16 protein-coding genes are annotated in these 16,846 nt (G+C 38.6%); 3 read left to right on the top strand and 13 right to left on the bottom strand.

Going from position 1 to position 16,846, the window contains the following annotated elements; all coding sequences use genetic code 11:
* Nucleotides 1-146: 146 nt before the first annotated feature.
* From hpf to rpsU, 3 genes are all read right to left on the bottom strand, one after another.
* On the bottom strand, nt 147-494 hold the full coding sequence (hpf, locus tag PHEP_RS04210) for a ribosome hibernation-promoting factor, HPF/YfiA family (RefSeq protein ID WP_012781009.1): 348 nt from the start codon (nt 492-494) through the stop codon (nt 147-149).
* Between the two features lie 14 nt (nt 495-508).
* Nucleotides 509-1,393, bottom strand: coding sequence for a tyrosine-type recombinase/integrase (locus tag PHEP_RS04205; protein ID WP_012781008.1), 885 nt, complete (start codon nt 1,391-1,393; stop codon nt 509-511).
* 124 nt (nt 1,394-1,517) lie between these two features.
* A complete protein-coding gene (rpsU, locus tag PHEP_RS04200; RefSeq protein ID WP_012781007.1) occupies nt 1,518-1,712 on the bottom strand; it encodes a 30S ribosomal protein S21 in 195 nt (64 codons plus the stop codon).
* Between the two features lie 153 nt (nt 1,713-1,865).
* On the opposite strand from rpsU, the gene PHEP_RS04195 reads away from it, so the two are divergent.
* The gene (locus PHEP_RS04195) at nt 1,866-2,237 is read left to right on the top strand and encodes a hypothetical protein (protein WP_012781006.1); all 372 of its coding nucleotides are present in this window, start codon (nt 1,866-1,868) and stop codon (nt 2,235-2,237) included.
* A gap of 74 nt (nt 2,238-2,311) precedes the next feature.
* Here the strand turns inward: PHEP_RS04195 and PHEP_RS04190 are convergent, their stop codons facing one another.
* The 3 genes from PHEP_RS04190 to PHEP_RS04180 all read right to left on the bottom strand — a co-directional run bounded on the left by PHEP_RS04190 (nt 2,312) and on the right by PHEP_RS04180 (nt 5,126).
* Nucleotides 2,312-3,484 (bottom strand): acyl-CoA dehydrogenase family protein, encoded by a 1,173-nt coding sequence (locus PHEP_RS04190; RefSeq protein WP_012781005.1) that lies wholly within the window; start codon nt 3,482-3,484, stop codon nt 2,312-2,314.
* A 212-nt stretch (nt 3,485-3,696) separates the two neighbouring features.
* Entirely contained in the window at nt 3,697-4,224 is a 528-nt protein-coding gene (locus tag PHEP_RS04185) for an adenine phosphoribosyltransferase (RefSeq protein ID WP_012781004.1), read from the bottom strand.
* Between the two features lie 2 nt (nt 4,225-4,226).
* A complete protein-coding gene (locus tag PHEP_RS04180) occupies nt 4,227-5,126 on the bottom strand; it encodes a ComEA family DNA-binding protein (RefSeq protein WP_012781003.1) in 900 nt (299 codons plus the stop codon).
* Between the two features lie 167 nt (nt 5,127-5,293).
* On the opposite strand from PHEP_RS04180, the gene PHEP_RS04175 reads away from it, so the two are divergent.
* Nucleotides 5,294-7,045, top strand: coding sequence for a lysophospholipid acyltransferase family protein (locus PHEP_RS04175; protein WP_012781002.1), 1,752 nt, complete (start codon nt 5,294-5,296; stop codon nt 7,043-7,045).
* Nucleotides 7,046-7,312: 267 nt separating this feature from the next.
* Nucleotides 7,313-8,518 (top strand): hypothetical protein, encoded by a 1,206-nt coding sequence (locus PHEP_RS04170; protein WP_012781001.1) that lies wholly within the window; start codon nt 7,313-7,315, stop codon nt 8,516-8,518.
* A 23-nt stretch (nt 8,519-8,541) separates the two neighbouring features.
* Here the strand turns inward: PHEP_RS04170 and PHEP_RS04165 are convergent, their stop codons facing one another.
* The 7 genes from PHEP_RS04165 to PHEP_RS04135 form a co-directional block, all read right to left on the bottom strand.
* Nucleotides 8,542-9,075, bottom strand: a complete 534-nt coding sequence (locus tag PHEP_RS04165) for a hypothetical protein (protein ID WP_012781000.1) — start codon at nt 9,073-9,075, stop codon at nt 8,542-8,544.
* 195 nt (nt 9,076-9,270) lie between these two features.
* Nucleotides 9,271-10,770 carry a hypothetical protein gene (locus PHEP_RS04160; RefSeq protein ID WP_012780999.1) on the bottom strand — a complete coding sequence of 500 codons (1,500 nt, stop codon included), beginning with the start codon at nt 10,768-10,770 and terminating at the stop codon, nt 9,271-9,273.
* Nucleotides 10,771-10,828: 58 nt separating this feature from the next.
* Complete coding sequence (locus PHEP_RS04155; RefSeq protein WP_012780998.1) at nt 10,829-13,630, bottom strand: TonB-dependent receptor; 2,802 nt, start codon at nt 13,628-13,630, stop codon at nt 10,829-10,831.
* Nucleotides 13,631-13,742: 112 nt separating this feature from the next.
* Complete coding sequence (locus PHEP_RS04150) at nt 13,743-14,270, bottom strand: Mpo1 family 2-hydroxy fatty acid dioxygenase (protein WP_012780997.1); 528 nt, start codon at nt 14,268-14,270, stop codon at nt 13,743-13,745.
* Nucleotides 14,271-14,357: 87 nt separating this feature from the next.
* Nucleotides 14,358-15,911, bottom strand: coding sequence for a ribonuclease Y (gene rny / locus PHEP_RS04145; protein WP_012780996.1), 1,554 nt, complete (start codon nt 15,909-15,911; stop codon nt 14,358-14,360).
* A gap of 313 nt (nt 15,912-16,224) precedes the next feature.
* Nucleotides 16,225-16,515: a cell division protein ZapA gene (locus tag PHEP_RS04140; protein WP_012780995.1), complete on the bottom strand. Its 291-nt coding sequence runs from the start codon at nt 16,513-16,515 to the stop codon at nt 16,225-16,227.
* A 32-nt stretch (nt 16,516-16,547) separates the two neighbouring features.
* Entirely contained in the window at nt 16,548-16,838 is a 291-nt protein-coding gene (locus PHEP_RS04135; RefSeq protein WP_012780994.1) for a hypothetical protein, read from the bottom strand.
* Between the last annotated feature and the right edge of the window lie 8 nt (nt 16,839-16,846).

Below are 16,846 nucleotides of genomic sequence, written 5' to 3'. Positions count from 1 at the left end.
ATTCCCTTTTTCTTACCAGGGCAACGCCCTCTCTGAAATGGAATGCAAATCTACAAGAATTTATATACTACACAAAATTATTTTCAAAAAAAAACTGGCAGAAGTAAATCTGCCAGTTTCATATTAAAAAGCTTGAAAATATGTATCTAATAATCAGACACTTCATTCTCATTCAAAAGCACCTTGTGCTCACTCAGCTTAATTCTTGTCTTATCTTTATGTTTGGTTATTTGTTTTCTCAAGGATTCTATCGCCAAATCCGTCGCTTCTTCGAACGACTTACACTGCTCTTTCGCAAACATCGTACCCCCAGGAACAATCAGTTTGATCTCACTGATCTTATTGGCCTCATCTTCTACGTTCTCTAATTTTAAATACACTTCACCACTGATAATCTGATCAAAGAACTGATCTAACTTATCCACTTTTTTCTGAATAAAATCTAATAACTTCTGGTCTGCATTGAAATGGATCGATTGAACTGTAATTTTCATATTTTCCTCCTTTTTTACGCCTTTGGATGGGCCTGTTTATATATTGTTTTTAATCTTTCTACTGAATTGTGCGTATAAACCTGCGTTGCCGCTAAGCTTGCATGTCCCAATAATTCTTTAATGGCATTCAAATCGGCCCCTCTGTTCAATAAACTAGTGGCATAAGAATGGCGCAACACGTGGGGACTTTTTTTATCTTGTGTCGAAACATAAGTCAAATAACGCTGCACAGTTCTGTATATCAGTTTAGGGTAAGCAGCAGCTCCTTTATCAGTAACGAATAACATGGTCGTTTTGTTATCAAAATTTTGTAATGTTTTAAGTTCCATGTAAACCCTGAACTGTTCCCTAAGCGTTTTACCTATTGGAACGATCCTCTCTTTACTTCTTTTCCCCATCACTCTGATCGTAGATTCATAAAAATTAATATCTGTTTCCTTTAACGAGAGCAGTTCGGCCAAACGGATCCCGGTACCAAATAAAGTTTCTATAACCGTTTTATCGCGCAGTGAAGGAAAGCTACCATCAAAAAATTCTTCTGAATCCAGCAGCAGGTCAAGTTTACCTTCATCCACAAATACAGGTAATCTCTTAGGTACCTTTGGTGCCTTAACAAGCGCCATTGGATTTGAGGACAATACATTTTCGCGCAACAGATACTTATAAAAACTGCGTAGGGCAGATAGCTTCCGGCCCACAGAATTCTCAGAAATTTCATCTTCCATCAGTGCAACAATAAAATTTCTTATATGCACATACTTCACCTCAGTTAAGGGCAGTTCAAAAGTTTGCTGCATAAAATCAGTAAACTGTAGCAGATCTGTTTGATAAGACTGGATGGTATGTGAAGAATATCTCTTCTCGTGCTGAAGGTAGGTCAGAAAATGCTCAACAGTCATAGAAACGCTTAGTAATGCTCGTTAAGTGAATATACAAAACAATAATTTAATAAGCGTTTTTTTAAAGTAAAAAAAAAGCCACCTAAATCCGGCGGCCTTTTAATATTATATAAACCATTCAGAACTAGATCGTTCCTTCAAGTTGCATGTTTTGCTTGTAAATGGCGTGTTTCACCTGTGTACGACGTGCTACAGATTTTTTCTCATAAGCTTGGCGGCTACGTAATTCTCTTAACACCCCTGTTTTTTCAAATTTCTTTTTGAAACGTTTTAACGCCTTATCTAATGATTCGCCGTCTTTAATATTAATAATGATCATAACGTAAAATACCTCCTCTCGTTGTTTTTAGGACTGCAAAGATAAAGCTTTTATACGATAATCAAAACAATAAATTCATTTTAATTAATAACCATCCATCATCTTATAACTATATTATTTATATATCTTTATAAAACGTCAATTTGTTTAGCTATGAAATCTAAAAAAACACTGTTCATTGTACTCGGCATAGTTTTCCTGATCTTAGCAGGCTTTCTGTATTACCGGTACTATTTTGTATTTGGAGAAGGCGTAAAAGCCGGTCAACTCAATTATGTAGTAAAAAAAGGCTATATGTTTAAAACTTATGAAGGCAAGCTTATCCAAAGTGGATTCCGCACCGGACAACCTGGAGCCATCCAGTCCAATGAGTTTGAATTTTCTGTTGCAGATAAGGCCGTTGCCGAAAAAATGATGTTAAACAGCGGAAAAGTATTCGAACTGCATTATAAAGAATATGTAAGCAGCTTACCCTGGAGAGGATATAGCCCCTTTGTGGTCGACAGCATCATTTCAGTAAAATAAAAAAGGATAAATCCGGCGTGTAAAATAGCCGGATGTACCCTTTTTATACGAATCAGCATAATGCAAATGGAATACTAGTCTTTCAGTACTTCCCGTGCAATTACAATTTTCTGAATCTCTGAGGTTCCCTCTCCTATTGTGCACAATTTGCTGTCGCGATAAAACTTCTCAACAGGAAAATCTTTGGTATACCCATAGCCCCCAAAAATCTGAACTGCTTCAGTAGCGCATCTTACGGCAACTTCCGAGGCGAAATATTTAGCCATTGCCGATTCCTTCGTCATCTGCAGTCCTCTGTTCTTTAAATCGGCCGCCTGTCTGATCAACAGCTCCGCAGCCTCAATCTCAGTGGCCATATCTGCCAGCTTAAAGCTAATCCCCTGAAAACTGGCTATAGGCTGTCCAAACTGATGACGTTCTTTTGCGTATGCAACTGCAGCCTCATAGGCACCTTTGGCAATACCTAAAGACAATGCAGCTATCGAAATCCTGCCACCATCCAATACTTTCATCGCCTGTTTAAAGCCTTCACCAACTTTCCCCAAAAGATTTGCTGCCGGAACCCTGCAATTGTCAAATATCATTTCCGTCGTTTCTGAGGCTCTCATGCCAAGTTTATTCTCTTTTTTACCTGCCGAAAAACCAGGTGTACCACGTTCTACAACAATAGCAGAAATTCCTTTTGAATCACCTTTTTCACCGGTACGGACCATTACCACAGCCACATCACCTGTTTTACCATGCGTAATCCAGTTTTTAGCGCCATTAATTACATATTCATCACCATCAGATACGGCAGTAGTCATCATCCTTAAAGCATCCGATCCGGTATTTGCTTCTGTTAATCCCCAGGCCCCTATCCATTCTGCAGTTGCCAGCTTAGGCAACCATTTTTGTTTTTGCTGCTCATTGGCAAAAGCCAGGATATGACCTGTGCACAAAGAATTATGTGCGGCTACAGATAAACCTATGGAACCACAAACTTTTGCTACCTCTACAATAACATCTACATATTCCTGGTAGCCGAACCCCGAACCGCCGTAGCTTTCCGGAACCAATACACCCATCAGTCCAAGTTCACCAAGCTTTTTAAAAACTTCAACAGGAAAATATTGTGCTTCGTCCCATTCCATCAGTTTTGGTCTGATATTTTTTTCGGCAAAATCTTTTACCATGCCCCTGATCATCTCCTGATTTTCTGAGATACTAAAGTTGTATCCTACAGAACCATCCATCATTTCTAACATATCTTATTGTTTGAATCCAGGCAATTATAAACAAATAAAACCAGAGCATCACCAGTCAAAAATTCGCTAAAAGATAGAACGAAATGGTATTTAGTCCATTAACCTTACCCTGTTATTTTAGACAAAATAATTACAGCCAAAAAAGATTTTTATTATTTTTTTCCCGGCGGTTAGTAACAGCTGACACTGCACAAAAGTGGAAAGGGAAGTTTTTAATAGGAAGCCAGCGAAAAGATCTGCTTGGTATAAGGCTCCAGCCGCAGCCTTCCCTTTAAAAAGTCAAGCGCGATGATAAAAGAATAACCGGTCACTTCTGCTCCCAGCTGCATGATCAGTTTAGATGCCGCCACAACAGTGCCCCCGGTAGCCAGCAGATCATCATGGATCAACACTTTTTGCCCTTTCAACAGGGCATCTTCATGAACCTCAATCGTTGCCTTGCCGTATTCCAGGTCGTAAGATTGCTGCACGGTTTTATAAGGCAGCTTTCCCACTTTACGTATCGGCACAAAAGGCACATTTAACAGCTGCGCCAGCGCAGGCCCAAACAAGAAACCCCGGCTTTCAATACCGGCAACCACATCTATTTCAATCCCCTTAAGCTGTTCCGCCAGTTCCCTTGTAATGTTTATACACAAAGCCGGATCCTTTAATATCGGGGTAATGTCCTTAAAAACGATTCCAGGTTTCGGAAAATCGATCACATCCCGTACAGTGGATTTTATTTTTGTTTCGATCATGGTTAGAATTCAAGATAAGGTGCCAAACGGTTTATTGTTTCCTGGTTCATAATGAGAACTTTATATAAATCTGCAATATTACTATAATTTCCATGTTGTTTTCTATATTGTATCAGTGCATTCACCTGTTTATACCTTATATAAGGATGGTTTTTGAAATCGTCAAACAGGGCTGCATTGACATTTATTTTTTTAACCCTGCCGGCATCAACCTTTATCTGCCCTTTAATCTCCTCATACTTTACAGAATCCAGACCAAATACCTCCATCAGCTGTTCCTTTTTATAAAATCCACCCAGGCGCTCCCGGTATTTCACAATCCGGTTGGCAAAGCTCATCCCAATCCCTTTTATTTTATCCAGTTCAATAGTATCGGCCCCGTTTATCTCCACAACAATATCAGGTTTTACAAACTTAGTTTTTAAATTAAATTTTCCCGGATGATCAGGTACTTCCGCGGCTACAATCTTTACATAAGGAATCAGTTTTGCATATAAAGCATCATTTATGGTATACATTTTTTGCAGATCTTCTACTTTCCTGAACTTCCCACCCTTATCCCTGTATTTTAAAATTGCCCTGGCCTGTCCAGGCGACAGGCCAAACTTTTCCCAACCGGCCTGCCCAATGGTATTCGGATCAAAAACAAACAGACTGTGTTTCTTTTTTGCCGGGTATCTAAAATATTTCTTGTCATAGCCCTTGTACGCCGGCTTTTCTTTCTCGGCTGCCAAAAGTTTCAGTACAGCCAGCTGTTCCTCCTCAGTAAAGGTTTCCTCCCCCCTTATCCATCCATAAGTGTATGGCCACAGCATCACCAGAAAAATAAGCGATACCAACACCATCAGCCCATTAAATTCCCGTCTTGTAAAATCAAAGTAAAGGTTTAGCCATTTCATCATCTTTGCAACCTGATTAACTATAGCTAATCTAACCAGATAATTTAACACCCTCCACAGCTTCCGGCATTTTATACTGTTATTTCCAGGTTATTTTTAGCTTGTCATGATCTTTAAAAATATAAATCTTATTTTTGAAATTGCTTTACGATTCATTAATCAAAATTTAAATGAAGATCATAACTACCAAAGAGTTTGCAAAAGCCACAAAGATAGATAAATTAGGTGTACCAGGCTTGGCAGCTCTGCTCATGGAGATGATGAAATTAAACGACATCAACAAAGTTTTTTCTCAGAATGAACATTTTAACGGACTTGAATTTGTCGACAAAATATTAGAAACTATTGGTGTAAGTATCGATTTTGATGAAGATGACCTTAAAAATATACCAAAAACCGGGGGCTTTATAGCCATTGCCAACCACCCTTATGGTGGTGTTGAGGGACTTGCTTTAGTAAAACTACTTTGTACAGTCAGACCAGAAGCCAAGGTTATGGTCAACTTCATTCTAAAAAAGATCCCCAATCTAAGTGAGTTCTTTGTTGCGGTCAATCCCTTCGAAAACGTGCAGCACACTTCCAGCATCAGCGGGTTAAAAGCAACGTTCGACCTGTTACAGAGTGGCACACCCATTGGCATCTTCCCCGCAGGCGAAGTTTCTACTTTTAGCCTGGATAAACAGGAAATTACCGACAGGTTATGGCATCCTGTAGTGGGTAAACTGATTGCCCGGGCAAAAGTGCCTGTAATACCCATCTATTTTCATGGCAACAATGGGGTATTGTTTAATATATTAAGTTTTATACACCCCACCTTAAGAACAGCAAAACTACCTTCTGAATTTTTAAACAAACAGGGACTTAAAATAAAGGTCAGAATTGGCAAACCTATAAATATAGAAGACATCTCTTACCATAAAAATACGAATAAGCTGCTCGATTTTTTACGTGCGCGTACTTATGCATTGGGTACCGGACTGGAAGAAGAAAAAAAACTGTTCAACCCCATCAACCTGTTTAAAATCAAGAAAAAACCAGAGCCTATTATTGAGGAAACAGACCGTAACTTAATTGTTAACGAAATTGAAGAGCTGGAAGGTTTCAGGGTATGGCAGGAAAAAAATTATGAGGTATATATTGCACCTACAGTAGCCATACCTAACGTTTTAAGGGAAATTGGCCGCCTCAGGGAAATCACCTTCAGGGAGGTTGGTGAGGGTACCAATAAAAAAATAGATCTCGACAATTACGATATCTATTACCACCATTTATTTATATGGGACAAAGAGCTGCAGAATATTGTTGGGGCTTACCGCATTGGTAAAGGAGATGAGATCCTAAACACCATGGGCAGAAGAGGTTTTTATCTTTCTGAGCTTTTTAAAATTAAAGAGCCTTTTTATCCCTTGCTAAGAAAAGGCATTGAACTCGGACGCTCCTGGATCCGTAAAGAATACCAGCAAAAGCCACTTCCCTTGTTCTTATTGTGGAAAGGCATTTTAAAGTACCTGCTGGATAACCCCCAATACCGGTACATGTTCGGGCCGGTTAGCATCAGCAACAACTTTTCCAAGTTCTCTAAATCGCTGATCGTTGATTATATCACTAAAAACCACTTTGATTACGAACTGGCCCATTACGTAAAACCAAAGAACAAATTTAAGGCCGACCTGTCCGCCATTGATAAGGACCTGCTGATTGAAAGCAGTGAATCTTTAAAAGATCTTGACAGCCTGATCTCTGATATTGAAAACTCTCACATCAAAATTCCCGTACTGTTAAGGCAGTACATGAACCTGAATGCCAAGATTATTTGCTTCAATATAGACCCTAAGTTTTCCGATTGCCTGGATGGCTTTCTGGTAGTTGATATGCAGAATATCCCAGCCGAAATGCTGGAGAAGATCGGAAAGAATTTTTAAACAAAAAAGCCACGACATCCATCGTGGCTTTTTTGTATCAACTAAACCTAAACTTTATAAATACTAACCAAATATTTATATCACAAAAGTAAGGTCATGATGTTAAGGCTTTGTTAAAAATTAATTATGATAAAGATTTCCTGTGTGTTAATAAAAAGCTCATTAAATTTTTGTTAACTATTGCCAATAAGCAACTGAAAGCTTAATACACATATCGTGTTACTTTTATGTATATTTAATGTTATCTTATAATTAAAACAATGTATCATGAACCATTTGCTCAAAATATTCGGTTCGCTCTGCTTGATACTGGCCCTGCAACAGGTGTTTGGTCAGCAATCGGGCTATTACACAAGCTTTGACTTTTATAATGATACGTTTAACCTTGAGGTTGATTCTTCAATAATTGTTGATCACAGCACAACGCTATCCGAACAATACATTAATACCTGCTACGAAAAGGCTAGTAAGGGCAGGTATAGGGATATAGTCAACACCCTGCTAACTTACAAAAACCGGCAACAGTTAAACGACTGGATGTATTATCAACTGATCCGGAAAACCGCCCAGGCCATTAGCCCAAAGAAGGAGAATTATGAACGTTATACTTTTTATAAATGGTTTTTACTGTGCAAATCTGGCTATGATGCAAGGCTAACCATTGCCGAAAATCGGATCATATTTTATGTATACAACGATGAGGACATTTCGGATATTCCTTTTGTGATGTTTGAAAACAAAAAATATATGTGTTTAAACCATCATGATTATGCCTATGCCGATTTAAATAAGGTCCCACCTTACGGCATGATCAGTATGCCCGAAGCAAAGGGTGCCTTTTCTTACAAAGTAACCCGCATGCCCGACTTTAAACCTGAAGCCTATTATGAAAAACAACTGCAGTTTAGCTACAAACACAAAGTTTACCACTTCAACGTTAAACTAAACCCTGAAGTTGAAACCATTTTTGCCAATTATCCGGTTGTAGATTTTGAATCATATTTTAATATCCCATTAAGCAAGGAGACCTACGGTTCCCTGATCCCAATCTTAAAAAAGAATGTAAAAGATATGAACCAGAAAAAGGGTATTGACTATCTGATGCATTTTACGCGGTACTCTTTTTTATATGAAGATGATGATAAAAACTTTGGTAAAGAGAAACGCTTATCACCCGAAGAAACGCTGTTTGCAAAATACAGTGATTGCGATGACAGGGCAGCCTTGTTCTTTTACCTGGTAAAAGAAATTTATAACCTACCTATGATTGCCTTGTTATATCCTACCCACATTACCATGGCCGTTCAATTTGACAAACCTGTTGGTTTACCTATATTTTACAATGGCAAAACTTATTCTGTATGTGAACCTACCCCGCAAAAAGAGGACCTGAGCATAGGACAAATCTCAACTAAATTAAAAAATACACCTTATAAGGTTGTTTATGCTTATGACCCGGGTTTAAAACAATAAAGGGGCGGCGCCCCTTTATTGTTTTAATTGTAAACAAAATTCGGATAAAAATATTGTTTAATCAGTAACGTTTCCAGATTTGGAGATCCCTCAATCCTGCTGACTATCTTTATCTCCAAAAGCCATTTTGTCTGATCGGCAGGTCTGTCTGGCGTTAAGTTAATTCCTTTAACATATCCGTCTACAGGTTTAAAAGGGGCCGTTAAACAAGCAGGGCATGAAGTGAACAATTCCACCCTACCATCCAGTATATCAGCTTTTCCCAGCAAAAATGTGTTGCTATGCATAGGTGCCTTAACATAAATTCTTGCAGTCATTCCCGGACTTTGAACTTCGGACCAGAATATCCTGTAGTCGCCACTTTTAAATATTGCAGGCTGCTCGCTGACATCGGCATACTCTGTAAACAGGTATTGACAGGTGCCCTTTTCCGGACATACAGTTAAATTGGTTTCATCAATTTCAATTTTAGGTTCCTGCTCCGTTTTCTTCTTGCAGGAAAAGCTGATTAAAACAATGGTGAATAGCATTGCCAGCTGAATAAGTGTTCTTTTCATAATTTGTTTTGATTTATTTATAGCTTATACGCAAGTATGCCTGTTAATGCTACAGTTGCTGTGTTAAGCTTATATTAAGTTTTACTAACTACAGCCGTATAGGTATTCATCCACTACTTTTATATATATCCTGCAGGATAAACAAAAAGGCCTCCATGTAAATGCATGAAGGCCCTTTTTATATAGTTTAAAATATTATTTTACAGCACCAGGCGTAGTGTAAGGTAAAGATTGCGGATCGAAATGAGCCCAGCCTGCAGCCCAGTTATCAGTACCAAAAGCACCTCTGTAAGCTACAGATGTAAATCCTGACGCTAATTTTGCGTTGGTAAATGCAGCACCTGAAGCTGCGGCAGAGCCAGTTTTTACAGTAAAATCTGGTGTACCAACTCTGGCGGCTGCAACTAAATCTGCAGAATATTTATAAGGACTGATAAAGATACTCTCTGCTGTAGCACTTGCATCAAATGTATTCGCAACTGTTAACAATGGAGTAATTACACCTAGCGCTGTTGCATTAGATGCTTTAATCTGATTGTTTTTACTATTGCTGTTATAAACTAAGTTGTTAGCAAATACAGATCTACCCGCCGTAAGGTTAAGGGAGGAATTCAAAAGAACACCACCTACAGGTGTAGTTGGCAATCCATCATCATAAAACACACCTTCTGTGTAACCAACAATTACTGAGTTGAATAAGCTCATTGCAGAGTTGCGACGGATTTGAGCGCCATGCTGAAAGTTAGCATTAATACTGCTGCCACCAGAGGCTACCGGACCTAAAATGGTCATATTTGAAAACACAGCTGATGTTTGTGGTGTAGCGTTATCACCAGCGGCATTGTTATCTGATTCAAAACCGTTTGAACCAGAAACGTCGGCAGTTACAGCTAAACGCTGTGCTAACCCGAATTGAACTTTACCAGAGAAACCGTTATCTGTATCAAAATCATCATCCCAGCTGTCGATAGCCAATAAGTGAGAACAGTTAACGGCACCACCGAACCATTCGTAAGCATCATCACCCGAACGATACACCTCGATATAATCGATTGTAGTACCAGACCCAACAGACCCAAAAGTTAAACCGTTGATTTCGTTATCCGGACTTAGCGCAATACCTGCAAATTCTATACGTACATATTTCATTATACCCGAATTATCAGTATTATCGGTACCACCGTGTTTACCTTTATCAGTTGCATCAGAAATACCTTCAATCGGCACTGAGGTACCCAAATTATTTTGCGCTTTACCCAATAAAATTACACCGCCCCAATCTCCTTCTTTACGGGCACCAGCAGTAATGCTTGAAGTAAATACAATTGGTTTCTCAACTGTACCAACAGCCATAATTTTAGCGCCTCTGGTAATGATTAAAGCACCTTTAGTACCTTTATCACCTTTGATAATTGTCCCTGGCTCAATGGTTAATGTAGCATTATTGGTTACAAAAACATTTCCTTTTAAAAGGTAGATTTTATCTGCACTCCATGTTGTGCTTGTCGTAATATCTCCTGAAACCTCAACCGTACCCGTGGCAGGTGGATTTATATCTCCATCATCATCAGTGCTTTTTGAGCAGCTTGTTAAGAATACAAGCAGGCCAAAAATAGAAGCTAGTAACTGTTTTTTCATTTTTATATGTTTTAATTTATTATATACAAAACTGTTAATTAGATGTAAATCAGACATTAATAGCTGTTTAAATAATCATTAAATATTACCGGTCACTATTAATCTTTACTTAACATTAGAATGTGTAATTAAAGGATACAGAATAATTGCTGCCTGGCTTGTAGCTGCTGATCGTTTCATCACCTTTAGCTCGGTTGTATTTTTTATCCGAATCGTTATCGTAATATTGCGTAATACGGTTATTCAGAATATCGCCTGCGTTAAATTTAATTTCCCCTTTGTTTTTGATTACTTTCAACGCCACCTGTAAGTCGACCACGTTTCTAGGTGCTTCCCAAATTGCAGGAAACAAAACACCCCCAGCAACATTTAACTTACGGCCTACTCTATTATAAAGTGCGTTAAAATTCAGTTTATCGCTTAAAAAACTATGTTGTAAACCAGCATTGATAATATATGGTGCTTGCCCAACCATTGGTCTGCTTGTATCTTTTAGGTTGATACCCGTATTATTTGTTTCAACTTTCGATTTAATTAAGGAAAGGTTGGTATAAAAAATAGTTTTCTCCAAGAAATCGGTTTTGGCAATAAAATCCAGGGATTTACGGAATTCCAGTTCAACTCCATATACATTCACCTTATCTGAATTAATATAAGTGATGATTCTTGATGAGCCGCCGTCGCTGTTAAATGATTCGATAGCATTGTTGAATTTTTTATAAAAAGCAGATACCGAAATGATTTGCCCTGCCTGTGGATAGAATTCGAAACGAATATCAGCATTATCAATTTTTGCCTCCTTCAGATTTGGATTACCTTGTTGCAGGGCCAATAATTCATAATCGTAAATAGAAGTAGAAGCCAACTCTCTAAACTCTGGTCTTGCCAGGGTACGGTAATAAGAGGCCCTTAAGTTGATTTTATCTGTTAAGCTATAAGTATAATTTGCCGATGGTAAAACATCTATATAATTGTCATCAACTGATGTTTGTGGAGTAGGAACTTTAGCGTCCAATACTACATTAAATTGTTCAACCCTTACACCCCATACCAATCTGGATTTTTCTCCGAATTTGTTATCCAACATTAAATAACCTGCATTGGTTAATGAATGAGCAGTATAACTATCTGCATCCGCCGAAATATCATCCAAAAAATAGGCGCCGCTATTGATTGCATCTTTAGCATACAAACTCCTTAACGGTCTTCTGCTTATCGCATCTGCATCTGGCGAACTTGAGTTTGCCCTAAACCCTATGAATCTTGCATCAAACTTACGATCGCGATAGATAGAATTTAAGCCGGTCTTAAATGTTGCCCCCTGACCAAACATCTTTACAGGTAGCGTATAATTTAATCCACCACTAAAGTTGTTTTCATTTAATTTTGAGAACAACCTCGAATTTTCTTTACTTACTGTACCTGTACTTGCTATATAAGCATAGTTATCAGTACCGATATCTGACGGATTTCTTTGGTAAGAAATCTTCTTCTGATCTGGCTGATCGTTTAAAATGTTGGCATAACTCAAGGACCAATTGATTTTTGAATTATTTTCACCCAATGCATGTGTACCTTCTAATGTAGATTTAAATAACGATTTTTGCATTAAATCGAATGCATAGAACTTGATATCCCGGTTTCTATCACTATTATACCCAGCTCTACTCAAATATTGATCATCAAAAGTTCTGTTATAGATATTTTTAAATGTGATCTTACTTTTACCATAGGTATAAGCGAAATTTGCCAGTGCACCTATATTGGTTGAGAATTTATAAATATTATCATGATAATCAACATTTACATAATCGCGTATTACATCATTACTGATTGTCTGCGAATTTCTGTAGGTCAACGAGATTAGCGCACCAAACTTATTGTTGCTATCTTTAAAATCCTTAACCCTACCCAATGTAAATTGGTAGTTTTGAGTGGGTAAAGCAGTATTATTGTACGTTTTCCAATCAGACGGAAGACGGTTCATCGCGGCAATACCCTGTTCTGTTGTTAATGCTCCACCTATAATCCTATTACGTGACGGAAAATTTGAAGGTAATGATTTATCGCCATTGTCAAAGCCGAAATAATCGGTTGCTGTTCTTACTCCGCTTTTAAAATTTTTAAAAGTAGAAGCAGAATTATAACCTGCACCCACACCAATGCTGATGAAGTTATTATCTGGAATATCTTTAGTCGAGATCTGGATTGCACCACCCGTAAAATCGGCAGGAAGATCGGGTGTAGCCGTTTTACTCACTATTAAATTTTCTACCAGGTTTGAAGGGACAATATCAAAAGAAAATGCTTTACGATTAGGTTCTGTACTTGGCAATGAAGCACCGTCAAGTGTGGCAGTATTATATCTGTCACTTAAACCGCGGATCACTACAAACTTATTGTCTTGTATTGTTGCTCCGCTTACACGTTTCAAAACATCCGATGTATTCTTATCTGGTGAGCGTTTAATAATCTCAGATGAAACACCATCAGAAATTACCGCACTGTTTTTTTGTTGTGCATACAATGCATTGATGCTCTCCTTTTTAAAGCTCCCCTGGATCACAACTTCATTCAGCTTCTGCCCTCCAGCTTCATCTAGGATCACATCAAATATGGTATTCTTTCCTGTCACCACTTCAACCCCGCTAATCTCTTTGCCCGTATAACCTACATATTGAAAAACCAGGATGTATTTTCCTGTTGCCAATCCGGTTATAGAATATTTTCCATCTACATCGGTAGCCATCCCTTTTGTTGTACCCTTAATTTTAACCGTAACACCAATCAGTGTTTCACCGGTTTTCTTATCCGATACTTTACCCGAAATTTTTCCAGTTTGCGCAAATACCGTTGCGCCGATAATTACAAATAGAGCCGTAATTAATGCTTTTTTGAGGTGTAGTTGTGATTTCAATTTGCCGTATATTAATTTCCAGCAAAGCTATTACCACAATGTTAGCTATGTGTTAGCAACAAATTACCATTCGTTTACCCAAATGTTAATTTAATATTAATACCATTTCAGATCAATACCTCAAGCCTGCTTTTTTGCAGATGAAATGCAATAACCAAATAGGGCCAATTAACAGGAACTTAACATCTTCCAGAAACGAAGGCTTCTTTCCTTCTATTTTATGCCCGATAAATTGTCCGATCCAAGCAAGTACAAAAATCACCAGACAAACTAACCAGACCGCAGGGCCTCCACCGGCCTGCCAATATTCCAGCTGAACGATGAGATAACTCATCAGGCTGATTACCCACAGCATCAAAAAAGACAATACGGGCGACAAAGTAAAATAATAGTACAGGGAAAATGCAATCAGAAATGATGCCCAGTTCAGAAAGCCATTAAACTTACCCAGAAACTCAAGATATGGAAACGGAATTGCCCATACCAAACCAAGCAGACTAAAAACAATTAGCGGAACACAAATCCAGTGAATCAATTCATTGGTAGGGTTTTGGTGACTTTCTGCATACTTGTCAAAAAGCACATCCACAGCCTTTTTAGGTGCTGCAGCAACCGTTCCTTTATTTTTCGCCTTCTTCATCTTATTTTAATTTAGGTATGTAAAAATAAAAAAAGCGATGGAATAATCCATCGCTTTACTAAATCTTATCTGCAGTTCAGGAGATCGCTATTTTGCAAAAGCTACCGATCTTGTTTCCCTGATTACTGTTACCTTAATCTGTCCGGGATAAGTCATTTCCGTTTGTATACGGTTAGAGATATCTGCAGCAAGCAGTTCCGCCTGCTGGTCTGTTACCCTTTCACTTTCTACCACTACACGAAGCTCACGACCTGCCTGTATGGCAAAGGTCTTTTCTACTCCTGGATAAGAAAGTGCCAGTTCTTCCAGTTCCTTTAAACGTTTGATATAACTTTCAACAACTTCACGTCGGGCACCCGGACGGGCACCGGATATGGCATCACAAGCCTGGATAATCGGCGAGATCATTGAAGTCATTTCGATCTCGTCGTGGTGAGCGCCAATGGCATTGCATATTTCCGGATGCTCTTTATATTTTTCTGCCAGCTGCATACCCAAAATTGCGTGTGGCAATTCAGGATTATCATCAGGCACCTTACCTATATCATGCAACAATCCGGCACGCTTGGCCATTTTAGCATTTAAACCCAACTCGGCCGCCATAGTAGCACAAAAATTTGCTACCTCACGCGAGTGATGCAATAAATTTTGTCCATAAGAAGAACGGTAGCGCATACGTCCAACCATCCTGATCAGTTCAGGGTGCAAACCATGGATACCTAGGTCAATAACCGTCCTTTCGCCAATCTCTACAATCTCATCTTCAATCTGTTTCTTCGTTTTGGCAACCACTTCTTCAATACGCGCAGGGTGAATCCTGCCATCTGTTACCAAACGGTGCAGGGCCAAACGGGCAATCTCTCTCCTTACCGGGTCAAATCCCGATAAAATGATGGCCTCAGGAGTGTCATCTACAATGATCTCGATTCCTGTAGCAGCCTCAAGTGCACGAATGTTACGACCTTCGCGGCCAATTACACGGCCCTTGATCTCATCACTTTCAATATGAAAGATAGACACCGTGTTTTCGATCGCAGCCTCTACCGCAGTACGCTGTATGGTCTGGATAACCACCTTTTTAGCTTCTTTAGTCGCAGTCAGTTTAGCCTCATCCACAATGTCCTTTACCTGGATCATGGCCTGCGTACGGGCTTCCTGTTTCATGGTCTCTACCAATTGGCTTTTGGCTTCCTCAGCACTTAAACCGGCAATTGTTTCCAGTTGGGTAACATGCTGGTTTTTTAGTAAGTCAACCTCTTCCTGTTTCTTTATGGCAATTTCAGTTTGCTTTTCCAGATTCTTCTTATGGTTATCCAGTTCCTGTTCTTTGCGGCTGGCATTTTCCAGTTTAGAATTTAAAGATTGTTCTTTTTGCTTAAGTGAGTTTTCGCGTTGATTGATCAGGTTATTTTTTGCATTTACTTCCTGTTCGTGTTCCGACTTCAATTGTAAAAATTTCTCTTTTGCTTCCAGCAGCCTGTCCTTTTTTAAAATCTCAGCCTTGCTTTCAGCATCTTTCAGCATCTTTTTTACTTTGGTCTGGGCTGCAATTTCTTGCGCTTTGAGCAGGTTCCTTAACAGGTACCTCCCCACCAGAACACCAACCACAAGGCCGGCCAGTACATATCCTAATATTTCCATTCTCTATTTTTATTTATTGTTTAATCAGATACAATCCTTTGAGCAGTATCATCCCTCCGGGACGTTAATCCTATCTGATCATTTATATTTTATTTAAAAAAAAACCGCAACTAATTCCTTGGGCCCCTCGTTTTAAAAACCTCAACTAATTAAAATTAGGATTTAAGTCATTTTCAGGTGCACGAATGCAGATGAAATACACCCTCTCAATCCTATAAATATTGAAGTGTTAAGTTTTAAAAATAGTGAAACCCAAAAACCTAGCTGCGGCTATATCTTTGTGCTAATCTTAACTTATATAAAGAACGTACCTCTATTTAGAAAAAAAATCGTTTAATAAACTATCCAGTTCTTCCACCTTCTCGGCAACAGCTGTATCCTGGTGCTGAACTTTATTCTCTACCCTCAGTACTGCCGTTGCGTAATGCAATACTGCCATAGAAAGTAAATCCTGCTTATCTCTGACCGCATAATTTTCCTGATAGTCTTTTATGCGCTCATTAATAATTTTGGCTGCCCGCCTTACAATTTCTTCTTCTTCCGTATTCACCTTTAAAGGATAAATACGATCAGAAATAGTTATTTTTATCGAGATTTCTCCCATTTCTTAGCTTTGTTTCACTTTTCTGATATTACTTATTTTTTAAGCAATACAACACACTTATCTATTTCACGCACAAAATCGTTAATTTTTTGCTTTATATCAAGTGTCTTTTCACTTGTACCTTCAATACTTTTCGCCAACTTTAAAACCCTGAGCTTTTCTTCCAGATCTGTATGCTTATTTCTGGAAGCATTTAGCGCTACTTTTACCGATTCATTTTCCAGTTTCAACAGGTCATTTTCTTCTTGTAATGCACTACAAAGCTCTATTAAGCGAGCTGTTTTCTGCAATACGGAGGTTAATTGATCTGCAACTGATGACATGAAAGTAT

The organism is Pedobacter heparinus DSM 2366, from assembly GCF_000023825.1.
Taxonomy (GTDB): domain Bacteria; phylum Bacteroidota; class Bacteroidia; order Sphingobacteriales; family Sphingobacteriaceae; genus Pedobacter; species Pedobacter heparinus.
This window is presented reverse-complemented; position numbering and strand designations above follow the sequence as displayed.